Source organism: Aquimarina hainanensis (assembly GCF_042684685.1).
GTDB lineage: Bacteria > Bacteroidota > Bacteroidia > Flavobacteriales > Flavobacteriaceae > Aquimarina > Aquimarina hainanensis.
This window is the reverse complement of record NZ_JBHULX010000013.1, coordinates 161,879-185,494: the sequence shown is the minus strand read 5'-3', so window position 1 is coordinate 185,494 and position 23,616 is coordinate 161,879. Positions and strand designations below refer to the sequence as shown.

Annotated in this window: 23 protein-coding genes; 12 read left to right on the top strand and 11 right to left on the bottom strand. The window is 36.6% G+C overall.

What is annotated here, in order from left to right; all coding sequences use genetic code 11:
* Positions 1-563: 563 nt before the first annotated feature.
* The 3 genes from lipB to ACFSTE_RS09205 all read right to left on the bottom strand — a co-directional run bounded on the left by lipB (position 564) and on the right by ACFSTE_RS09205 (position 2,499).
* Positions 564-1,265, bottom strand: coding sequence for a lipoyl(octanoyl) transferase LipB (lipB, locus tag ACFSTE_RS09215; RefSeq protein ID WP_176027332.1), 702 nt, complete (start codon positions 1,263-1,265; stop codon positions 564-566).
* Positions 1,266-1,410: 145 nt separating this feature from the next.
* Complete coding sequence (locus ACFSTE_RS09210; protein WP_378258851.1) at positions 1,411-2,175, bottom strand: hypothetical protein; 765 nt, start codon at positions 2,173-2,175, stop codon at positions 1,411-1,413.
* A 165-nt stretch (positions 2,176-2,340) separates the two neighbouring features.
* Positions 2,341-2,499: a YqaE/Pmp3 family membrane protein gene (locus ACFSTE_RS09205; protein ID WP_176027334.1), complete on the bottom strand. Its 159-nt coding sequence runs from the start codon at positions 2,497-2,499 to the stop codon at positions 2,341-2,343.
* Positions 2,500-2,824: 325 nt separating this feature from the next.
* Between ACFSTE_RS09205 and ACFSTE_RS09200 the strand changes: the two genes are divergently transcribed.
* The 7 genes from ACFSTE_RS09200 (at position 2,825) to ACFSTE_RS09170 (ending at position 12,412) form a co-directional block, all read left to right on the top strand.
* Positions 2,825-3,889, top strand: coding sequence for a response regulator transcription factor (locus ACFSTE_RS09200; RefSeq protein WP_378253174.1), 1,065 nt, complete (start codon positions 2,825-2,827; stop codon positions 3,887-3,889).
* A 102-nt stretch (positions 3,890-3,991) separates the two neighbouring features.
* Positions 3,992-5,155, top strand: a complete 1,164-nt coding sequence (locus tag ACFSTE_RS09195) for a hypothetical protein (protein ID WP_378253172.1) — start codon at positions 3,992-3,994, stop codon at positions 5,153-5,155.
* A gap of 87 nt (positions 5,156-5,242) precedes the next feature.
* Entirely contained in the window at positions 5,243-5,719 is a 477-nt protein-coding gene (locus ACFSTE_RS09190) for a DUF1573 domain-containing protein (RefSeq protein ID WP_368660067.1), read from the top strand.
* Positions 5,720-5,993: 274 nt separating this feature from the next.
* Positions 5,994-7,682, top strand: a complete 1,689-nt coding sequence (gene lysS, locus ACFSTE_RS09185) for a lysine--tRNA ligase (protein WP_378258849.1) — start codon at positions 5,994-5,996, stop codon at positions 7,680-7,682.
* Positions 7,683-8,070: 388 nt separating this feature from the next.
* Entirely contained in the window at positions 8,071-9,282 is a 1,212-nt protein-coding gene (locus tag ACFSTE_RS09180) for a GTP-binding protein (protein ID WP_378258847.1), read from the top strand.
* 57 nt (positions 9,283-9,339) lie between these two features.
* Positions 9,340-11,547, top strand: a complete 2,208-nt coding sequence (locus ACFSTE_RS09175) for a TonB-dependent receptor (protein WP_378253168.1) — start codon at positions 9,340-9,342, stop codon at positions 11,545-11,547.
* A 259-nt stretch (positions 11,548-11,806) separates the two neighbouring features.
* Positions 11,807-12,412: an SPOR domain-containing protein gene (locus ACFSTE_RS09170; protein WP_176027340.1), complete on the top strand. Its 606-nt coding sequence runs from the start codon at positions 11,807-11,809 to the stop codon at positions 12,410-12,412.
* A 63-nt stretch (positions 12,413-12,475) separates the two neighbouring features.
* Here ACFSTE_RS09170 and ACFSTE_RS09165 read toward each other — a convergent pair whose 3' ends face one another.
* The 3 genes from ACFSTE_RS09165 to yiaA all read right to left on the bottom strand — a co-directional run bounded on the left by ACFSTE_RS09165 (position 12,476) and on the right by yiaA (position 15,020).
* Complete coding sequence (locus ACFSTE_RS09165) at positions 12,476-13,048, bottom strand: GDYXXLXY domain-containing protein (RefSeq protein ID WP_378253166.1); 573 nt, start codon at positions 13,046-13,048, stop codon at positions 12,476-12,478.
* 51 nt (positions 13,049-13,099) lie between these two features.
* Positions 13,100-14,446, bottom strand: coding sequence for a DUF2157 domain-containing protein (locus ACFSTE_RS09160; RefSeq protein ID WP_378253164.1), 1,347 nt, complete (start codon positions 14,444-14,446; stop codon positions 13,100-13,102).
* A 100-nt stretch (positions 14,447-14,546) separates the two neighbouring features.
* Positions 14,547-15,020, bottom strand: a complete 474-nt coding sequence (yiaA, locus tag ACFSTE_RS09155; RefSeq protein ID WP_176027343.1) for an inner membrane protein YiaA — start codon at positions 15,018-15,020, stop codon at positions 14,547-14,549.
* A gap of 171 nt (positions 15,021-15,191) precedes the next feature.
* On the opposite strand from yiaA, the gene ACFSTE_RS09150 reads away from it, so the two are divergent.
* Complete coding sequence (locus tag ACFSTE_RS09150; RefSeq protein WP_378258845.1) at positions 15,192-16,688, top strand: hypothetical protein; 1,497 nt, start codon at positions 15,192-15,194, stop codon at positions 16,686-16,688.
* Between the two features lie 54 nt (positions 16,689-16,742).
* Here the strand turns inward: ACFSTE_RS09150 and ACFSTE_RS09145 are convergent, their stop codons facing one another.
* From ACFSTE_RS09145 to ACFSTE_RS09125, 5 genes are read right to left on the bottom strand one after another with little or no spacing between them, the layout of a single operon-like run.
* Positions 16,743-17,075, bottom strand: a complete 333-nt coding sequence (locus ACFSTE_RS09145; RefSeq protein WP_176027345.1) for a gamma-glutamylcyclotransferase family protein — start codon at positions 17,073-17,075, stop codon at positions 16,743-16,745.
* A 2-nt stretch (positions 17,076-17,077) separates the two neighbouring features.
* Positions 17,078-18,364 (bottom strand): glutamate-1-semialdehyde 2,1-aminomutase, encoded by a 1,287-nt coding sequence (gene hemL / locus ACFSTE_RS09140; protein WP_378253159.1) that lies wholly within the window; start codon positions 18,362-18,364, stop codon positions 17,078-17,080.
* Between the two features lie 6 nt (positions 18,365-18,370).
* Positions 18,371-19,327, bottom strand: a complete 957-nt coding sequence (locus ACFSTE_RS09135; RefSeq protein WP_176027347.1) for a glucosaminidase domain-containing protein — start codon at positions 19,325-19,327, stop codon at positions 18,371-18,373.
* Positions 19,328-19,333: 6 nt separating this feature from the next.
* Entirely contained in the window at positions 19,334-20,275 is a 942-nt protein-coding gene (locus ACFSTE_RS09130) for a 1-aminocyclopropane-1-carboxylate deaminase/D-cysteine desulfhydrase (RefSeq protein WP_176027348.1), read from the bottom strand.
* Between the two features lie 3 nt (positions 20,276-20,278).
* Complete coding sequence (locus ACFSTE_RS09125) at positions 20,279-20,605, bottom strand: hypothetical protein (protein ID WP_176027349.1); 327 nt, start codon at positions 20,603-20,605, stop codon at positions 20,279-20,281.
* Positions 20,606-20,633: 28 nt separating this feature from the next.
* On the opposite strand from ACFSTE_RS09125, the gene ACFSTE_RS09120 reads away from it, so the two are divergent.
* From ACFSTE_RS09120 to ACFSTE_RS09105, 4 genes are all read left to right on the top strand, one after another.
* Positions 20,634-20,810 (top strand): DUF5522 domain-containing protein, encoded by a 177-nt coding sequence (locus tag ACFSTE_RS09120; RefSeq protein WP_378253157.1) that lies wholly within the window; start codon positions 20,634-20,636, stop codon positions 20,808-20,810.
* A 78-nt stretch (positions 20,811-20,888) separates the two neighbouring features.
* Entirely contained in the window at positions 20,889-21,422 is a 534-nt protein-coding gene (locus ACFSTE_RS09115) for a DUF4136 domain-containing protein (protein ID WP_176027351.1), read from the top strand.
* A gap of 145 nt (positions 21,423-21,567) precedes the next feature.
* A complete protein-coding gene (locus ACFSTE_RS09110; RefSeq protein ID WP_176027352.1) occupies positions 21,568-22,185 on the top strand; it encodes a DUF4230 domain-containing protein in 618 nt (205 codons plus the stop codon).
* 484 nt (positions 22,186-22,669) lie between these two features.
* Positions 22,670-23,554, top strand: a complete 885-nt coding sequence (locus ACFSTE_RS09105) for a helix-turn-helix domain-containing protein (protein ID WP_378298085.1) — start codon at positions 22,670-22,672, stop codon at positions 23,552-23,554.
* Positions 23,555-23,616 lie beyond the last annotated feature (62 nt).

Here is a 23,616-nt window from a genome sequence, read left to right as displayed (position 1 = left end):
CTTAAAAAAACCCTGTTTTTACCATTCCTACAAAGGAAAACTCCTATAGAACACAGTCGGTTACTTAAGGAGAATTGTCCGGACGCCTCTTGATTATTGTATAAAAAAGGGATCTACAACAAGTAATCAAGTGCTGTACATTTATTTACTGTTTTTTTAAGAGAAAACGCGGCTTTTTGGGGCAAAAAAAGCCCTAACATACGGGCTTTACCTGTTAGGGGAAGAATCTCTTTTCTTATTTTCTACAGTGCAGAAGACAATGCATTCACTACTATTTAGATACATCTATAGGAGAGATCTCGGTATGTACCGTTGTATCTGTCGTGAAAGGATGGTTTGCTATGGAAATCAAATGTGTATTTATGACTTCTATTAGTACCGCCAAAGGGTGTACGTCTCTGAGCTTGCCTTGAATTTAAAAATTTGTTTCTCACGAATACCTCCCGGGTTTGTCCCCTAGGTAATTTACTTTATAAAGTATACAGCAAGAGGTATTCCAATCACACTTTTAAACAATTAAATAACAAATTACCAAACAAACAAAACTACACATGCCAGACATCTCAGGAAACAAGCTCCGCTTCAAAAAGTATTGCAAAGTGTTTTTTTAGTCTATCTTTTACAGCAGTTTCATCTACTTGTTCCTGTCCCAGTTCTACATGGAGGGAGGTGACTGCCTTCCCTTGTATCCCACAAGGAACAATATGATCAAAATATCCTAAATCTGCATTGACATTCAGGGCAAATCCATGCATGGTAACCCATCTACTGGCACGAACTCCCATAGCACATATTTTTCGGGCAAAAGGAGTGCCTGCATCCAGCCATACGCCAGTTTCTCCTTCGCTTCTTCCTGCCTGTACTCCATATTCTTCTAGGGTAAGAATTACCGCTTCCTCCAGTAACCTAAGGTACTTATGAATATCTGTAAAAAAATTATCTAAATCCAGAATAGGGTACCCTACAATCTGCCCTGGTCCATGATAGGTGATATCCCCTCCTCTGTTGATCTTATAAAAGGTAGCCCCTTTGGCACGTAATTGTTCTTCATTGATCAACAAATGCTTCATATCTCCACTTTTTCCAAGAGTGTACACATGTGGGTGGGCTACAAAGAGTAAATGATTCGGTGTTTCAAGACCTGCATTTTCTCTGCGATTTTTTATTTTGATATTCAGAATCTCCTGAAAAAGTTGTTCCTGATATTCCCAGGTCGCTTTATAATCCTTATATCCTAAATCCTGAAGCTTTACTTTTTTATTCATATACTGTAACTAGAAGTACAAAGGTACGATGATAAAAAAAAGCAGCCAATGGACTGCTTTTATATTTTATCGTTTTGGGAAATGAACATTACCATCAAAACACTCCCGGTTATTAAAATCCTGAGTGTCGAGTAGCTTGTTTTCCTTAATGATCAAATTCTATTTTCAGATCCATCACTCTGGGAGTTGCATCTAATTCCCCGAATGAGCTTTCCAGCTCTACTCCCTTGAAATCTGGTAAAACCCGGGCTTTCTCATTGCTTACTGATTTTATCTTATAAGGAAACCTATAAATCTGCTTAAAGGTAATCATCTTAGAAAAAGGGTTAGCCATTACCGAAGAAGTGGTAGTGTCATTTTTCTTTTTTTCCATGGCTTTCTGGTATACCTTCTCCGTAATCTTTCTCTCGAATGCCTGAGTCGAAAAACGGGTCTCAAACGAATTGGTAAATGCTGTAATATCCATATCTCTGTTTCCTCCTTGTTCTTTGGTCGGAATCATTCGATCCAATTCATTAACCCCCATTCCTTTTAGGTTCTTGGCAAAATCCTTTAACTCTCTGATATCTTTAAAATCAAAATCTACTTTGAAAGTAAACTCCTTGGAAACTGTATCCATTTTTACAGCCACCTGATAATTTTTTAATGTATTGAGTTTCTCCTGTTCTTCTTTACTCAGCGTAGCAATACTATCTTTTTTTTCTTCTAAGATATCTGAAAACCGGATAATCGTATCCATTTGTTGTTCAAGCCCCTTGGTTCCCTGCCCCATCTTGAGCATTTCTGACATATTCATCCCCAGGCTATAGTTCCCGGTTCCGTCTTCGTTAAAACGAATTTCCTCTGTCAACTGGCATCCGATGCACAGGCAAGCGATAAGCCCTGCTATTAGTATGTTAATTTTTCTCATGTATTCTAAAAAGGTAATTGATTGTTTATTGCTTAGAAAACAACAGGTGTTTTCTGTATAACAAAGGAACGAAAAAAAAGCATCCAAAAGATATAAGCCCTCTCAGGAAATCGCTTTCCTTTTCTTTTTAGACAAACTGTATGGAAAATCAGGGCATCAATTCCCTTAGTTCTTAGGATTATTAAGGATGATCAGGGCAGCTATCACCCCTGGAATCCATCCACAGACAGTAAGAATTAATACAATTAATATCGATCCACACCCCTTATCCAATACGGCTAATGGGGGAAAAAAAATCGATAATAACACTCTCCAAATACTCATAATTTTATAAAAGATAAATTAGTAAATTCCCTTTTGAAAGTATTCCCAAAGGGTTTTTCTGATCACTTTTTGATCTCAAAGCTGTTACTCACAGACCCTCCTCCCTCAGGAAGGAAAACGACCTTGCTATATACGATAAAATCAAAAGTGATCCCTACTAATAGGTAGCTTTTATCTCGAATATGTTACATATTAAGGATATAATTTTTACCTTCCCCAATCATTGCTAACTAATTGCTCATAAAATGATACGCTAAACTCCTCTGATAAGGATAACGAGTAAATTTTATCTGCCATTATTAAACAATACACTAAAAGCTGACAAATGAGATTACACCCCAGGTTACTGCTCCCTTTTTTTGTTTTATGCCATACGGTACTGATGGCGCAATATCAATTTTCGGGTCGTATTGATACGACCGAATGGTCTGGAGATGTATACCTGTCTCTGGTAGAAGATTACCGCAAGCTACACGGTATTTATCCGGAACAAATTATCAAAAAGGTGATCCCGGACAGTACTGGTTTTTTTACTTTTGAAGACAACAACCTTCCCGAAAACAATCACATTTATAAAATTCATGTAGGAAATTGCTCTCCTAATGAGCAACAATCGCACCTGAGAGGGGTATGTGCACATCAAAAAGAAATTGTATTTATCGCCAAAAATACAGACACACTTACCTTTCCTTTTTCTTTTGACCGGGAAATGTTTTGCAAAGTCGTCTCCAATAATTTTAAAAGCAGCACCTTTATTCAGGCAGATTCTCTATTAAATGAAATGCGTTATGCTTTTGGCAATTCCTCCAGTCCTGCGAATTATAAAATCAATGCCAAAAAATGGTTCAAAAAATTACAGCAATTCGGAATCGCCCAAAAAGAACCTCTTACAGAACTCTATCTCTATGCTTATTTATCTGATAAGTCCAATCGTCTCTACTCGTACTATCTCAAAGACCTAAAACAAAACGCTTATTACACCGAATTAAAAGAACGCTTACTACAACACTATCCACAAACAAACTACTCAGTACAATATGATACCGAGATCACCTCTGATTTCTATCGGGGAACTCCCCTGACAACGCCCGAAACTTTCAATCGATGGACCTGGATCCTGTTATCGGGATTACTACTATCCCTGGCAGGAAATGCATACTTATTGTATCAATTCCAACAGCGTAAGAAAACGTCGCTTCCCAATATCCATCAACTGACAAAACAGGAACAAAAAATCCTGCAACTGATTCGCGAAGATAAGACCAATAAAGAAATTGCCGCCAGCTTGTTCTTAAGCCTCAGTACTATTAAAACACATATCAACAGTTTATACAAGAAGCTAAAAGTATCTTCCAGAGAAGAAGTTAAATCCCTGAAAATAAAAGAGTAGCTATAATTCCAACCCGGGTCTAGTCCTCTTTTCAAACCGGATTTTATTGGGATTATGCATGGATGTTTTGATTTTTGATCTCACAATTCAAAACCAAGCTCTATGTGTAGAACTTTTCTATTTATTCTCTTTTTTACCGGTAGTCTATTGACCGCTTATGCGCAAGTAACTGTTCATATTGCCCCCAGTACCCGACTCCCTAAAGATTCTATTCGCACTCATAAACTGCTACATTCTTTTGAAGCTTTTCTCAGTCTAAAAGAAAAACCAAACAGAGAAAACAGTTATATATCTCCTTCGCATTTACTGGCTACTTCTGCCTTGCTTGATGAACTAAAGCATATCGAAAAAAGCCGTCGATTCGAACAGGATGCATTTTACCATTGTTATGTCAATAATATCATTCTTATAGATGCGACTACTTATTTATTGCAGTTTTCTTATGTCGGAACTCATAAAGAGACACCCGTATTACGGGCAGTCTTTAGTCTACTGGCAGAAGAACAACCAGATCGGTTTTATTTTTATTCTCCGCTGGTATCTAATACCGCTTTATGGAAAACCAAAAAACACGAATCATATACCTATCACTACCAAAATGAAGCGGTACTCGAAGAAGCCATGGCATATACCGCACAAGCCAAAGCCTATGATCAGATTCTGAACAGTGATACGCAAACTCCTACAACGCTGTATTGTGCCAAAAATTTTAATGAGGTACTGCGATTAATGGGAATCGATTATAAAGCAGACTATAATGGGTATCGCTATAACACAGTTACTGCTACCGAAAATGGGCATCATTTGGTTATCGACGGATACCTCGCTGCTACAGATCGGAGTTTTGACCCGCATGACCTATGGCACAGCCGGGCACGACGCGTATTCCCTGCTGATCGCATTCATAAAGCTGTGGATGAAGGATGTGCCTTCTTATTTGGCGGCAGTTGGGGATATAGTTGGGAAGAGATTCTACAGAAATTCAAAACTTTTATAGCGATCACTCCGAATCCTGACTGGCTTGCACTCTATAAAGAAGGAAGAGATTTCGGTGATGAAACGAAAAAACCCTTACGGGTAGATTATATGATCAATGCTTTGCTTGTCCAGAAAATAAAGAAGGAAGAAGGATTCCCCGCCGTAGTGCCATTACTCAATTGCGGAAAGAAAAAAGAAGCCTATTTCCCTGCATTAAAAAAAGCGACAGGAATCACCAAAAAAAATTTTAACACCCGTATTTCAGCGCTTATCGCGCCTATTCAATAACCCCATATTAGAACAAATAACCGCAGTATCAGCGTCCTTATAAGACCAATGACTGCCCTAATTTTTTAATAACCTAAATAATTGAACATGATGAAAAAAGCTATTGTATTTATGAGCGGACTATTTGTATTGTCCTTATTTTCCTGTATTAACAATGCCAGTGCGACAGAAACTCCAGAAGCTCCTGCGCTAACTGCCAAAGAAGTGACAGTCAGTGCTCCTGTAATGAGTTTTTCTGAAACGAATTATGATTTTGGAACCATCACAGAAGGGGAAATTGTAGAACATACCTTTACATTTACCAATACTGGAAATGCTCCATTGGTCATCACGAACGCCAAAGGAAGTTGTGGATGTACCGTTTCTAAATGGTCCAGAGATCCTATTGCTCCGGGAGCTACAGGGAGTATGTTGGTGGCTTTTAATTCTAACGGAAAGCCCAATCTGCAAAACAAGCAGGTAACCATTACAGCCAATACCAAAAAGGGAAAAGAAATCCTGAAAATCAAAGCAATGGTCACTCCAAAAACGGCTACCTCTACCGGTACCCCTATTAGTAAATAACCCGCACGAGAAAGCTAAGGTTACTTATGAAACAAGGAGGCATCAAATGCCTCCTTGTTTTTTTGATAAAAATACGGTTTTGGTTCAGGTTTGAGCGAATAGCTACTGTACTGTTTTGTTGAAAAATTCAAGCAGAGAAGTCCCCAAAAATACCTTCCTAAAAAAGAAGGTGTTCTATATTAATTTAAATCCTTTGATTCCCTAAAAGTTTTTAGGCTGGCTTTTCTTTAAATTCTCTAAATAGTATACTTTTGTAGCTTAAAAATGATGCAATATGCAATTATCAGAACAAGAACTCGTAAGAAGAGAAAAACTAAATGCGCTTCGTAATCTAGGTATCAACCCTTATCCAGCGGCAATGTTCGCTGTTGATCATACTTCCAAATCTATAAAACAGGAGTTTAAGGAAGGTAAAAAGGTAGTCATCGCCGGTCGATTAATGTCCAGACGTATTCAGGGAAAAGCTTCTTTTGCAGAGCTACAAGATTCTGATGGTCGTATACAGGTGTATTTTAATCGAGATGAAATCTGTACTGATGAAGATAAAACACAGTATAATGAAGTTTATAAAAAACTGCTTGATATTGGAGATTTTATCGGAATTGAAGGGGAGCTGTTTCTTACACAAGTTGGAGAGCAGACCGTATTGGTTAAAAACTTCACCTTGCTCAGTAAGTCGCTAAAACCGCTTCCACTGCCTAAAACGGATAAAGATGGGAATACCTATGATGAATTTAATGATCCGGAATTAAGATATCGTCAGCGATATGCAGACCTGGCAGTAAATCCTCATATCAAAGAAATTTTTGTCAAAAGAACCAAGCTTTTTAATGCAATGCGTACCTTCTTTAATGAACGGGAGTATTTTGAGGTAGAAACCCCTATCTTACAACCTATTCCGGGAGGAGCTGCGGCACGACCTTTTATTACCCATCACAACTCACTGGACATCCCGCTATATATGCGAATTGCAAATGAGTTGTACCTAAAGCGATTGATTGTCGGGGGATTTGACGGAGTATATGAGTTTTCTAAAAACTTTAGAAATGAAGGAATGGACCGAACTCATAACCCGGAGTTTACTGCCATGGAAATCTATGTAGCTTATAAAGACTACAACTGGATGATGGAGTTTACAGAGCAACTATTGGAGTACTGTGCAATTGCTGTAAACGGAACGACAGCAGCTACTTTTGGGGAACATAAGATTGATTTTAAAGCACCATATGCCCGAGTAACGATGGCAGATTCTATTAAGCACTTTACCGGTTTTGACATAAATGGAAAAACAGAAGAAGAGCTGAGAGAAGCAGCAAAAGAAATGGGTATCGAAGTAGATGATTCTATGGGGAAAGGAAAGCTGATCGATGAGATCTTCGGAGAAAAATGTGAAGGAAATTATATCCAGCCTACATTTATTACAGACTACCCAAAAGAAATGAGTCCATTGACGAAAGAACACCGGGATAACCCTGAGTTGACAGAGCGTTTTGAACTAATGGTTTGTGGAAAAGAAATCGCTAATGCCTATTCAGAGCTTAATGACCCTATCGATCAGAGAGAGCGTTTTGAGGCACAACTGAAATTAGCCGACAGAGGCGATGATGAAGCCATGTTTATTGATCATGACTTCTTACGCGCACTGGAATACGGAATGCCTCCTACTTCTGGATTGGGAATAGGAATGGATCGCCTGATTATGTTCTTAACCAATAATCAATCGATACAGGAAGTACTGTTCTTCCCACAGATGAAACCAGAGAAAAAGCAAATCGCCTTAACGGATGATGAGAAATTAGTCTTTAGCTTTCTAAAAGATAACTCTCCTATTGACCTGAATGCACTAAAAGAACAATCTGGTCTTAGCAATAAAAAATGGGATAAAACCATTAAAGGGTTAACCAAAAACAACGTGGCTAAAGTACATAAAACCGCAGAAGGGTTATTTGTAGAAATGATCTAATCTAAAGTCCCTAACACTATATACTATAAAAAGGAACTACTGAGAGTAGTTCCTTTTTTTGTTTCGAATTACAAGCCGCATATGATATAGATCCTCCTTTTTTGGTTGCAAAATTATCACAAACTTTACCTTCCTTCAAACTGCCCAAAAGCCACCTATAACTACGCGAATATACCTCTATAGAAAACACCGTTCTAATACATCTTCTATTCAACAAAAGAAGCTTATCGGCTCCTGGCTACCCCTATACGTAATCAGAGTCATTTTCTTGACTATAAGAGTTATCACACTATAGAATGTCTTTATGTTACTTTCGACAAAACAAATGCAACTAAGTTGCATTTATGATTATATACTTCTACATTTGTGATTTTTAAACTAGAAATAGATGAATCATAAATTACCAGTGACCGTTTTAAGTGGCTTTCTCGGAGCAGGAAAAACTACCTTACTCAACCATATTCTACACAATAAAGAAGGGCTAAAAGTAGCAGTCATTGTGAATGATATGAGTGAAGTGAATGTAGATGCTGAATTAGTAAAAAACGAAAATACCTTATCGCGTACAGAAGAAAAATTAGTAGAAATGAGCAATGGTTGTATTTGCTGCACCCTCCGTGAAGATTTGATGGTCGAAGTGGAACGTTTGGCAAAAGAAAATCGATTTGACTATTTATTAATCGAAAGCACAGGTATCAGTGAACCTGTTCCTGTTGCCCAGACTTTTTCTTTTGTAGATGAAGAAAACGGAATTGACCTCTCTAGCTTCAGTTATATCGATACCATGGTTACAGTAGTAGACTCCTTTAATTTCTTCAATGATTTTGGCAGTCCAGAAAGATTAATGGATCGATCACTTACCAATATAGATGGAGATTATAGAACAATCGCCGACTTATTAGCTGACCAGGTTGAATTTGCCAATGTCATTATTTTAAATAAAACGGACTTAATAACTGCTGATCATCTCAATACTTTAAAAGACGCGATCCATTCATTAAACCCTTCTGCACATATCGTTGAATCTTCGTATAGCAAAGTAGCTCCTGAAACAATTCTCAATACAGGATTATTCGATTTTGAAGAAGCAGAACAGAGTGCCGGTTGGATTGAAGAGCTCGAAAAATCGAGCCATACTCCTGAGACTGAAGAATATGGAATATCTTCTTTTATTTTTAAATCAAAAAAGCCTTTTGACCCAATACGTTTTTTTAATTTTACACTAGAATTTCCGGAGACTATTATCCGAAGTAAAGGCTTATTCTGGCTAGCTTCCAGGCCTGAACAAGCTTTAGTTTGGGGACAGGCTGGCGGATCATTAAAAGCCGATAGTGCCGGAGTATGGTGGAGTAGTATGCCCGTTAAAAAACGAATCCAATATGTAGCATATATTGAAAATCAAGATATAATTGAAGAAAACTGGGACAAGACTTTTGGTGACAGAAAAAATGAAATTGTATTTATTGGACAAAACATGGATAGAAAACAAATTATATCTGATCTTAACGCATGTCTTTCTACCGATGAAGAATTAGCCTCCCTAAAATGGAAACTGGGCTATGAGGATCAATGGTCAGTTCAGAGAGCCGCCATATATTGAAATAAAACACTACAACAGCTACTATTACACCCCTTTAATTAATCAATAATCATTCGAATGAAGCACCTAATTACGTTTTTTTGCATGTTATGTATGCACCAAACCTTTGCTCAATCTTTAAAAGGAAAAGTCGTTTCTCGAGATAACATCCCGGTTACTGAAGCGCATATTTTTAATGTAAATGATAAACATCACACCCATACCAATGAAAAAGGTGCTTTTAAGTTAGCCCCTGTTACTATTGGAGATACGCTTGTTATTAGTCATGTAAACTACAAAAAGAAAACAATTGTGGTTAGTGATTTTAAACCAACAACTATTATCCTGGAAGAAAACCTGGTGACGCTAGAAGAAATAACGATTCGTAAAGAACTAAATGCACTGAATGTAATTACTGCTATTGATATACAAGCCAATCCTGTAAATTCATCACAAGAGATTTTGCAGAAAGTTCCCGGATTATTTATAGGGCAACACGCAGGAGGAGGAAAGGCAGAACAAATTTTTCTTCGCGGTTTTGATATAGATCATGGTACTGATATTACCATTACAGCAGATGGATTACCGGTCAATATGGTGTCGCATGCTCATGGACAAGGGTATGCCGATCTACATTTTGTAATTCCGGAAACAGTTGATAAAATAGACTTTGGAAAAGGTGCTTATTATGCAGATAAAGGAAACTTCAATACAGCAGGGTATGTCAACTTTAAAACAAAAAACAGCTTAAATTCTTCTATTGTAAAACTAGATATAGGACAATTTAATACCCAACGTTTTTTAGGAATGTTTAATCTCCTAAACAACAACAAGCAAAGTGCATACATCGCCTCTGAATATATCCTTACGGATGGTTATTTTGATAGTTCGCAGAATTTTGATCGCTTAAACATTTTTGGAAAGTACACCAATTCTATAACCGATACAGAAAAAATCGGAATAACCATATCACATTTTACCAGTACATGGGACGCATCAGGACAAATTCCGCAACGCGCTGTCACCAGTGGTTTGATTTCGCGTTTTGGCGCTATTGATGATACCGAAGGAGGCTCGACAAGCCGAACAAATGTATTAGTCACCTATAATAAGACCCTTTCAGAAAATGCATCGATACAGAACAAGGTGTATTATAACACCTATGATTTTGAACTGTTCTCGAACTTTACTTTTTTTCTGGATGATCCTGTCAACGGGGATCAAATCAAACAAAAAGAAACACGGAATATCTATGGGTTTCACAGTGACTACAAACAAGATTTCACTACAATTGACGGAAGTTTCTCGGCAGGGATTAGCCTTCGAAATGATCAAAGCTCTGACAATGAATTATCCCATACTTTAAACCGAAGAGAAACGCTGAATCAAATACAATTTGGGACTATTAACGAAACCAATTTTGGCGCATATGTAAATGCTAATGTTACCTTTGGCAAATTGACGATCAACCCTGCACTGCGTTTAGATTATTTCAATTTTAAATACAATAATGCCTTGCAAACAAGCTATAAAACCCAATCACAAACAGAAAGCATCATAAGTCCCAAATTAAATATCTTCTATAATTACAACGACAATTTGCAACTGTATGCTAAAACAGGGAAAGGGTTTCATTCTAATGATACTCGCGTTGTAGTGGCGCAAAACGGAACAGATATTCTACCCGCTTCTTACGGATTTGACACTGGTTTTATTTGGAAACCTATCCCCAAATTACTGATAAACACAGCATACTGGTACCTGTTTTTAGAACAAGAATTCGTATATGTTGGGGATGCGGGAATTGTAGAGCCTAGTGGCAAAACTAATCGACAAGGTATTGATTTTAGTTTGAGATATGAACCTGTAAATCAGCTTTTCTTTAACATAGATGCCAATTATACGTATGCCAGAGCTTCAGAAGAAATAGAAGGTCAAGATTTTATTCCTTTGGCTCCTGATTTCACGGTAACAAGTGGTCTAAATTATAAAAGTAAATCCGGATTTTATGGAGGGGCACAACTAAGGTTTATCGATGACAGACCTGCAAATGAAGACAACTCTATCGTAGCTGAAGGATATACAGTAACAGATCTCAATGCCGGATATGAGTATAAAAATATCACGGTGGGATTACAAATTCAAAACCTTTTTGATGTCGCCTGGAATGAAACGCAATTTGCTACGGAATCCCGTTTGCAAAATGAAGTTGATGCAACAGAGGAAATTCATTTCACCCCCGGAACTCCCTTTTTCCTAAAAGGAACTATCAGTGTGCGTTTTTAAGTTCGGACACTAAAACACTACACAACAACCGAAATAAAAGACCAAAGAGCAAGTGCAAAAAGTATCGTTAGGAAATAATCGGAATCTATAAAATCATTAGACTATCTTCCATAAAAAGGAACTACTAAAAAGCGGTTCCTTTTTGTTTTTATTAACAAAACGAACATTTTTTATATACTCATTTTCAGATAAATACCAAATAAATTTTATCTTACTGCAATAAACTTCTATATTTGAAAACAACTAAGACATAAAAACCATGCCTTTTATAACCGACGAAGAACTACTTAACCTACAAGTACAAATAGATGAAGCCAAGGAAGAAAAACGAGCGACCAACTTCATTCACACCAAAGCTATACGGGACGAAAAAGACAAAACAAAAAAGTTTAAAATAGCCACTATCATTCTTGGAATTATCGCATTATTAGGTATTGCCGGAACTATTTATTTTTTAAATTTCAATACCCCGGAAAATGCAATCTCCAAGCTAAAACATGAAAATACAGTGGCAGATCTCAATGATAAGATTGCTGAATTAGAAGAAAATGTAAAAACCTTATCACTCAGCCCTAAAGAAAATGAAGAAGCCGCTTCTGAGACTGCCGGATCCTTAGAAGGAGCATTAGTGTATGCCGTACAGATTGGCGCCTTTGTAGATAAGGACCTATCATTATATTCTGAAGGATTTGCCAATTTTAGAGAAATCAGAAGTGGGGACTATAATAAGTATGCCTTAGGAAATTTCGAATCCCTGGAAGAAGCAAAGCAATTCAGAAGGGAATTGCTTAAACTCGGGTTCAGAGATGCATTTATTGCCTCTTATCAGGATAATCAGCGTGTAAAAATAGAAGAAGCTTATTAAAAAGCAACCGTACATATAACACTAAAAAAAGGCATAAGATTTCTTATGCCTTTTTTGATCTCCTTATTTTATACGGGAGGCCCTTTCCTGTAGCACATATTCTTTTATTGGAATATCTTTAATGTACACGTCCTTCAATACCGCAGTTTCTTCTCTCACATACACCAGTGCATATACCTTCTCTAATGGGCATAATCTATGCGTATCCCTATAGGCTATTTCTGCTTCTTTTGCCTTCCCCTCTTCCATATAGAACCGATTAAAAGGGATATCATATCGAATAAAATCTTCCGTCACATACGATACTGTTGCCCATATATAATCATGTGTTACCGGTTGATCTTCCTTACCAATCGCTGTTACCATAGCAAACCCTTCCGAATCTTGTTTTAAAGATAATCTGACTTTATCCCCTCTTTTATACTTGTGATTTTTTATAAAAAAAGTGTTTTCATCGAATCGCAATGTGATATAATTACCCCGAAAAGGATCCACCGGATCTATAGGGGCTGTTTTAAATTTATAAGCTGTTCCTGTAACCAATACTCTTTCCTGTTTCCAAATGATCCGTGCCGACATGGTCAGTTGCAACAGGGCGATACTAACAAATCCAATAATTACATAACTAGTTTTCATTTTTTAATCTTTTAATAAAAATACATACAATATGGAGGGATTTTCTCCTCCTTATTCACTTGATTGGTGATCTTCCTGTAACCTCTCTATTCTTTTCTTTTGCCTGATGTGCAGCAAATAATTCGTAATAAACAAAATAATTCCTATCGTGATAAACACAACACCCCTGAGGATAAATGTCATTTCTATATCAAAAAAGCGACATATAATTAAGCTACTAATAATCAACAATCCGTAATTTGCTATTCCCAATTTATACTGATCTATTCCTTTTTTTATAAAGTATCCTCCCAGTAGTAACAAATATCCATTAATCAATATGATGGGGGTATTCCCCGTATACAATGTATATCCCAATGCTCCTATAAATAGAATGCAAGCAGGATGCAAAACGCTCATATTCGAGATTCCTTTTTTTACTGACTGAATTCCAGCAATAAGAATCCCTAATACACTATAGATACTTATGACAGTAAATTCTCGTGTATGTACTATTTCATTCCATTTTTTTCTGTCAGTGAGTATGTGAGTATCTAAAAACATCTCCCAACTCCCTTCAAAAGAGAAAAAAAACAGAAGAAACACTGTCCCTATTGACCCTATCGCTAACGATCCGTTTTTGAACCCCTGATTTTTTCTAAAAACATCCAGATTCCCTATAGCATACAATAAACCAAACATACTCATATACACAACAAAGCCAAGGACTTCTACATTGTAGGTGAAATTCCAGGCTGTTATCAACATACTGACAGAGAACAGCCACCCATATGCTATACGGATATGTTCCTGCAACTGATGCCGTAACGTTTTAATAAAAAATGGCAGTACACTTATCCATACCCCTAAATACGCCCAGGGAGCATGTACGATCCTCTCGGGACGATAGCTTCCAAAGGCTATTCCGTAATAGGTATTTAATCCGAAGATGAGCAACATCACTGAATGCGAATTAAACACATATAGCAAAGGAAGTACCATCAGTATCCATCCCATTAAAAAAGAGGCTATTGACCCTTCTATATGATATACCTGACTTAGTATTGCTATATTGCTTCCTATAGCCAGGCTCAAAAAAATGGCAATAGATTCCTTCCAGGCTATTCCTTTTTTCTTTAGTAATATATACCCGCCTAATAGATATCCTATAAACATTGGAGCGAAAGAGAGCCCTATCTTTGTTATTTTTGAAAATTGATCCCAGTTATGTGCCAACATCAATATAATACCTGCTCCTATTAGCAATGATCCAAAAACAGCAAAAATAGTCAACACCCTATTAGCTTGCTGCATCTTTTTAGACGTATAATAATGTATGATTCTCTCTCCGATCTCGTCAGAAATTACATGCTCTCTGAGTAATTCACTGACCATTGTCTTATATGTAGTATTCATCATTCTATATCGTTTTGAAAAAAGACAGCCGCAGCCACACGGCCATCTTTTCTGATCATCAAAACAAGGAGGTAGTATAAAAACCACCCCCTTCTTCTAATAACTAGTACGCTTCTAAATTGTCTATGTATTTTCTATCTCTGGTATTCTTCTGTACTGCAATTCCGGAAAAGATACTAAGTGTAAATGCCATTCCATAGAATCCTTTTTCGCTCAGTTCCAGACTTGCATTCCACAACCCTATAATTAGTAATAAAATTGATATAATGGTTGCAAACCAACTGATTCCATAATACATGTCTGTTACCGGAACGCCCTCCAACCGATCCCTCACACTCTTCTGTACCGAAATCACCGAGAATAGCCCGAATAACAGTATCGTAAAATAGTATCCTTTCTCATTTAACATCATATCTGCATTCCACAACCCTATACAAAAGGCGGTTACTCCCGTTACTAAGGCAGCCCACGAAGCTCCTATAAATGCTCCTGTAGGTCGTTGTACATTTTTTTCTTTTTTATTCTCGTCTTTAACGATCTCTTCTGTTGTCGTATCATTACTAAACTTATATTCCATAATTAATTGTTTTTGATGATTCTTATTTGTTATTAATGATCGGTACAAAGATGTGGCTAGCCTATGAATAAATAAATTCCATATATTCAAAAAACTTATGATATATTAGTATACAAAAAATAAAATATTACTTATTTTATAGTATTTATATAATAAATAACTTACGATATAATGAATGTGATTTCGTCTATCATAGCAACCCTTTCTCCCGAAGAAAAGCGGAACTTCATCTCTCATCTAAAACAGAAGAACAAACGAAACGACACACGAAATCTGGCATTATTCAAGTTATTGGATACTACCGAGCGTCTCAAAAACCCAGATATTATTTTATACGGAAAACCTGCCAAAGGAGCTTATCACGCCCTCTGCAAAAGACTTCATGACCGATTAATTGATTTTATAGCTGCCAAGAGTTTTGACAAAGAAAGTTCTGAAGAAATGGAGACCTTGAAATTATTACTCGCCAGCAGGATATTTTTTGAACAAAAAAAATACAAAACCGGTCTTAAAACAATAAACAAGGGGCTTCTAAAAGCGCAGCAACACGATCAATACAGTATTCTCAATGAAATGTATTACACCCTGATACAACACGCACATCATCTACCGGATGTTTTATTATCAGACATTATAAACGATTATACAAAAAATCAACAGTTATTACAGCAGGAAGAACGTCTGAATATCTTCTATGCTACGGTACAGAACATTCTTCAAACCCGGGAGAAAGATGCTACTCAGGCAATTATCGACAGTTTAGCACAATTTGGGTTTTCTGCTGATACAATGAGTTACAGATCCCTATATAAAATCATGGAAATCTCCAACATCGCTGCTAATGCAACCATGCAGCACCATGTGATGCTTCCATTTATAGAAAAAGTATACCAGCAAATTTCTCCTCAAAAAGAAACCCGGTTAAAACACTTATTTTACCACATACAAATCCTATATTATGTCGCTAATTCCTATTTCAGAAACAGAAATTTCACAGGCTCCTTCACCTATCTGGATAGCATGCATGAAAAGATGCTGCTACAACAAAAAAAGTTTTACAAAAGATTTTATCCGCAATATATATTGTTACGAGGGCTAACCCTCAATTATACTGACAAGCCTCTAGATGCTATCCAAACACTGGAGTGTATTGACGAACGGAAATATAAAGATCAGTTGGTCTATCTTCTCGATATTAAACTGACATTGGTGGTGTGTTATTTTCAGCAATATGAACTCAAAAAAGCGCTGCGTATTTTTCAGGAGTTTTATCACAGTGATCATTGGTATATTGAAAAAACAGGAATTCTTTGGGTCTTAAAAAAGAGCTTGATCGAAATTTTACTACATATCGAATTAGCTAATATTGAGCTGGTCTCTTCCAGACTTACCAGTTTTAAGAAAAAATACCTCCCATATTTAAAAAAACATCAGGAGCACCATATTTTAGAATTTGTAAAACTGATCACTTTTATCCACATGCATCCCGAAAAAATTCCTTCAGAAGCTTTTAGCACTATGGTAAACGCTTCATTCTCCTTAGAAGATACCGGGCAGATAGATATTTTTGTCATGAGTTTTTATGCCTGGTTACGATCTAAGATCGACCATCGTTCTATATACGAAACAACCTTGCAACTAATAGCAACCCGAAAAAATACGATATAAAAAAATCACCGCTGAGGCAAAGGCAACAGCGGTGATTTTTATTTTTTGAGTAGATTATGCTCCTATATACACCCAACCTTCTTTTCCCGAACGAAAAGAAACTTTGACACGTGTATAATCGTCTACTTCGTACGCATCTGCATGCTTTAGCTCTTCTTCTGTAATCTCATACAGGGTTCCTTCTACCGTATCAGAAGCTTGCCCGGAATGTTTTAGAATCAGATGTTCATCTATTCCACTAGAAGCAATAACTGCCTCATCTGTTATTTTTACCGTTTCTATTCGGTAGTTAGTCAATACTTCTTTAGTACCAGTTAACCGTCTTCCAAAAGTATCCAGTTGCACTTTTTCTAATTGCAAGGTTCCATAAGAAAACAATTTTTCCATCCTTATAATTTTTGAGCGACTACTTCGATTGCCTGTATTGTAGCATCAAGGTCTTCATAACTCAATGCATCTGTAATAAACCAGGTTTCAAAAGCGCTGGGAGCAATATATACTCCTTCCTCTAATAAGCCATGGAAAAACTTTTTGAAAGTATCATTATTCGCTGCTGCTGCTGTTTCAAAATCGACAACCTTCCCTTCGGCAAAGTGTACCGAAATCATAGAACCAAGTCTGTTAATTGTGTGTATTATTTGATGACGTTCTAATACCTCAGCTATTCCCTTATGCAGGTAGGCTGTTTTTTCTTCCAGACGATCAAAAATTTCCTGTTCCTGATCCAGCAATGTCAACATGGTTAAACCTGCTGCCATAGCCAGAGGATTCCCACTCAATGTTCCTGCCTGATACACGGGACCTAAGGGTGCCAGATGATTCATAATCTCCTCTCTGGCTGCAAAGGCACCTACAGGAAGTCCTCCTCCTATTACTTTTCCAAATGTGACAATATCAGCAGCAATTCCAAAACGTTCTTGCGCTCCTCCTTTTGCCAATCGAAAACCTGTCATTACCTCATCAAAGATCAATAAAATCCCGTGAGTATCACAAAGTGTTCTCAACCCTTCTAAAAATCCCGTATGAGGGGGAATACATCCCATATTTCCTGCTACCGGTTCTATAATGATGCAAGCAATTTCTCCTTCATTTGCTTCGACAATTTGCCGTACATTCTCCAGGTCGTTATATCGAGCCAGGAGGGTATCTTTGGCTGTTCCTTCGGTTACGCCTGGACTATTCGGGCTCCCGAATGTCACAGCACCACTTCCAGCCTGAATTAAAAAAGAATCACTATGGCCATGATAACACCCGGCAAACTTGATTATCTTATCGCGTTTGGTATATCCTCTGGCGAGACGCACTGCGCTCATACAGGCTTCTGTCCCCGAATTCACGAATCGTATCTTATCAATATTCGGTACCATGGAAACAGCCAGTTCTGCAATTTTGGTTTCAATTTCAGTAGGCATCCCGAAACTGGTTCCTTTTCTTGCTTTTTCTACTACAGCTTCTACTACAGCCGGATGCGCATGCCCTAAAATCATAGGTCCCCAGGAATTGATATAATCAATCAGCTTATTTCCATCTTCATCATATAGATAAGCTCCTTTGGCTTCTTTGACAAAGATAGGGTCTCCTCCAACTGCTTTAAATGCTCGTACAGGAGAGTTTACACCTCCTGGTATTACTTTCTGTGCCTCGACAAATAATGCACTACTTCTTTTGTAAATCATAGATGATTAAAATTCATTTGTATCTCCATCCGGTTTGACTATTAATTCCTGTCCGATAGAGATGGTATTGTCTGTAAGATTATTATAACTTTTAAGTTGCGCTACTTTGATATTGTACTTTCGTGAAATCGAATACAGGGTGTCTCCTTTTTTTACTACATAGACCTTTCCTTTTTCCGTTTCTATCTCTGTATTCGTATCTACTTGAATTCGGCTATTTTTTCTGGATGTTGCCTGTATTTCTTCTTCTGACTTTTCTACAACAGGAACAGGGGGTGCTACTTCTTCTTTTATGACTGTTGGTTCTTTTCTTACAGCCCTTGATTTTGTTTTAGAAAGCACTTCTCTATCGTACTTAGCTAAGTTGTATCGCTCTATAATACTAATCAGTTTTACGGGATATTTTTTATCAGTGGCATATCCTGCAGCTTTTAATCCATATGCCCAAGCTTTATAATCATCTTGCTTATATGTAAAAAGTTTGGCATAACGCTTTCTGTTTTTCAAAAACAGGGAATGGTCTCTGAATGACTGTCCTGCGTGGTCATATTTCCTGAAACATTCTTGCAAGCGATCATCATCGTGATAAACGCTCTCCCCTTCCCAATCATGACATTTAATCCCAAAATGATTATTGGCTCTTTTGGTCAACATTCCATAGCCTGCTCCCGATTCTAGTATTCCTTGTGCCAAAGTGATACTGGCAGGAATTCCATAGGTTTCCATTTCATGTCTTGCAATTTCCTCATAGTTGGCTATATACAGCACAATTTTATCTTTATAGGTAGCGGGAGGCGCAGTTTCTTTCTTTTCTACCCTGGGAACTACTACTTCTTTTTTCGTATTCGGTACTTTAGTTACTTGTTTGGGTATGGTTGGTTTTTTGGTGGTCACTGCTTTTTTACTTCCTCCGCAGGAAACAAGCGCTACTGTGATTCCTATTAGCAAAACAATCTTCCTCATGTATTATTATATTTCAATCAGGGGCATCTTTTTTTTCAATAACTTTTTATTCATTCCGGCAATCCCTTGCAGACCTCCGGTATGAATGGCTAAAATACGAGTATTTTTAATAAAATGCCCTTTTTCTACCTTATCAAAAATCCCAAAAATCATCTTAGCCGTATACACAGGATCTAATACAATCTTCTGTTCTTTAGTAAACGTATTAATAAACTCAATTAGTGTTCCATTTACTTTTCCATACCCTCCAAAATGATATTCATTAACAAGTTCCCAATTGGTTTTTGAGGTATATTTTTTTATTTCTTCTGCTAAGAAGTCGCCTTTTAATGCGGGAAATCCCAAAACCTGCTGTGTTAAAGAACTACTATTGACAATTCCTGAAATGGTCCCTCCTGTCCCTACTGCACAACAAACGATATCATGTTGTTTATCTGCTTCACTGAGGATTTCTTCGCACCCTTTGACAGCCAATGCATTGGTTCCTCCTTCAGGAATAATAAAACAATCCCCATACACTGCTTGTAATTGGTTTAGAAACTCCTCTGTTGTTTTTTCTTTATACTGTGACCGGCTAATAAAATTAAATGTCATTCCTGCCATGGAAGCGAATCGCAGCGTTTCATTTCCTTTTAAAGTTTTTGAAACATCTTTTCCTAACTCATCTCCCCGAATAACCCCTATAGTTTTTATTCCTAACAACTTACCTGCAGCGGCTGTGGCTGCTATATGATTACTGTATGCGCCTCCAAAAGTAAGAACTGTACTGATTCCTCTTTCTTTTGCTCTCAGTAAATTATATTTTAGTTTTCTGAATTTATTCCCCGATACTTCTTTATGTAACAAATCCTCCCGCTTGATGAATACACGCACCTGATGCTTCTCTAATATCGGGTGAATGATCTCCTGATTCTGAGCGTATACATTTGAAGCAGAAAATAAACTCATAAATTATAAGTACTTAATAAAACTCCAGGTTTTTCGGTTTTTCAAATAGGAAAGATCATGTTCATTACAATAGGCTTCTCTCTCAAAGGAAATATTGCGATATGCTTTATCTGAATTTCGATACTGTACCCATCTTATCAGGTATTCTGACAGGTATAAAATATAAAAAGGAACAACCAGTAATTCTACTTGTTGTCTCAGATGGATTTTCTCATGATTAATAAAGATTTCGTCTTCTTTTAGGGTTGAATCTTTTATTACAATAAATGGCCATAAAACAATTCCTGCAAAATGCCTTCCGATCAAATATTTATTAACGATTATTAGCATATGGATGCAATATAGTATTTTTGTATCGATGAATCGCTTAAAAAAGAATCTAAAACCTATCGAAGGGGACTACTACCTTACTCCTGAAGGATATAGGTGTTTTACCGAACAATATCATCTGAGAAGAGGGTACTGTTGTGAGAGTGGGTGTCGGCATTGCCCCTATGGGTATGACAAAAAAACAAATCAGTATACCAGGAAATAAGTAGCTCTTATAGAATCGGTATGGTTTTTGTGAGTTTTTTCTCATAAGAATTTGTCGAACATTTTAAAATTAAGGATTATGAAATTTACATCATTAGCTTCTCTGATCCTTATTATAATGCTTAGCTCCTGCTCTAGTGTACGGGTAGCTTCTGATTATGATAAGAACGCCAATTTTGATAACTACAAGAGCTTTGCTTTTTATAAACCAGGAATTGACAAAGCTGAGATCAGCGACTTAGATAAAAAACGCATTTTACGGGCTATAGAGGCAGATATGACTGCCAAGGGATTTGTCAAATCTCAAAACCCGGATTTGCTGGTGAGTATATTTACAAAAACCAAAGAAAATATTAACATCTACCAAAACAATTTTGGCTGGGGATACGGTTGGGGATGGACTCCTTTTTACTGGGGACCTAATTACAGCACAGTTTCCAGATCTACAGAAGGAACATTGTATATAGACCTTATCGATGCCAAAAAGAAAGAATTGGTATGGCAGGGAATGGGAACCGCAGCATTAACTAAGAATGTAGACAGAAAACAAGAAAATATTAACTGTATTGTTTCTGAGGTAATGAAAAAATACCCTCCTCAGCTCAACAAATAGCATCTTTAATTTTACAGAAAACTTTATCTGTTGTGTTCAAAAAAGAAGATTTCTCTTCTTCTAGTCGGCTGATAAAGTTTTCTTTATTTATCAAAACCCCTGTATTTTTTTTACGTATTTTTAATGCCGAACCAGAATCGACCGTATGCGTAATTTCTTTTTAGGAATCTTTCTTGCTGCTTTTATTTTTATCAGTATACAGTATTTTATTACTCGTTCTGATGCACAAAAAACAGAAATTGCCTCTTCTGAACTCATTCTTAATCAAATCCAACAAGTTGGTAAATTAATTGTTACCGAAGGAAACTTTTCTGAGGTGATTACATATAAGGATGCTAAAAAATTCTACCTGGATTTTCTAACTGCAGAAAAAAAAGCGATTGTTGTAGTCAATGCGGCTGTCAGCATTTCGTATGATTTAAAAAAAATCAAACACCAAATACTTCCTGAAACAAAAACTGTTATTATCACTGAGATTCCAGAAGCTGAAATTAATATCAACCCGACCATCGATTATCACAATCTGGAAGAGGATTTCTTTAATCAATTTACTGCATCAGATCACAATATCATCAGAAAAAAGGTCCACCAACAGCTTCAGCAGAAGATAAAACATTCTTCTCTGGTCAAAAACGCTAGTAACCGACTCATCAGTGAACTTCAAAAAATATATATCCTGACGAACTCTCTGGGATGGACATTGCAATACCAAAAAAGCCCTATCACAAATCAAGAAATGATTCCTTCCCTATTGGAGCTGTAACTCGAGAAGAAAAAACGCTTCTTTTTGATGGTAAATATTCATTTTTTGTGAAAAAAATTGATTTTCTTAATAATATTTCTCTTTTTTAGAGTTATTAATTATATTGATAATCAACTACTAACCTAAAAAAATATGAATCAGCACCATCAGAAATCCGTTTCTTTCTTGTAAAAAAACACCTAATTTCTATAATAACCCTGTTAATGTCGCCTTATCGGGATTCGCTTTCCTATATGGTTACATTATCGTTTTTTAGTTCTATTACCCTATGGATACTTTATATTCATACTATATCATCAGTTGTGTACAATCGTTGCTTATTTCGTTTATTTTGTTTTTTTACAATTCAAAAAAAAGAAAGATAAACCGTTATTTAGCGATGTTCTTTTTTACCATTTTTATCTACACCTTTAAGGTTATTATATTTCAGGAAGTAAAGCATCCAGCCATTTATTACAACCCTCTTAAACTTAACTTCCTAAGCATGACCTTACTATACTCTTATGCTATTAGAACTACAGGGGTCTATCTGGAGAAAGAACGCCTTCACTACATTCCCGCTATAATAGAATTCTTAGTATTCTCTATCTTTTGTGTTATTGTAAGTTTTAACCCAGATTTTCATGAAATACTCCTGGCGATCAAGTTTATGGAGCTCTACAGTATTTCTGCTACTATTTACATCTTAATTATGTGTGTTTTAATTATCAAAATTAACAAACTCCACAGGATACAGCTTCCACATTTCTACAAAGACATTAAATACAAATCCTTGTTATGGCTGACCATTTTTTGTTTTATCTGTATTGTTTTTAATTTCATTACCACTATTCGGTTTTTCTTTCTTCCAGAGAGCAACATTATGTTTGTTCTCTATCAGTCTTTCTCTCTTTTATCTTTATACTACATTACTATTGCGAGTCTTGTACAAATAAACATTATCAATATGACTACCCCGGATAAGAAAACAATCAGCAAAGAAGGGGATGAGAAGGAAGAATTAGAACATATATTCCAGACTATTGATGCACATCTCAAAACACACAAATCCTATCTGAATCCCTCTATCAACCTAAAAAATTTTTCTAAAGAAATCCATATCCCAGAGCGGTTAATATCCAAAGCAATTAATACAGTAGAACATAAAAATTTCAACAATTATGTCAACTATTACCGAATTGAAGAGTTTAAAACATTGATAGGGTTGGAGAAATATCAGAAATATAGTATTGCAGCAATTGCTCATGAGGTTGGTTTTAACTCCCGGGCTTCTTTTTATAAAAACTTTAAAGAAATGGTCGGCATTTCCCCTTCCGATTATGTATCAAGCTTAAAAAACCCTAATAAAGAGACAGTTAACATGTCTTAAATCAATTTATGAGCTGTCCATAATCATGTTTTAGGACGTCTCTTTATTGCCCTCCTTTGTTT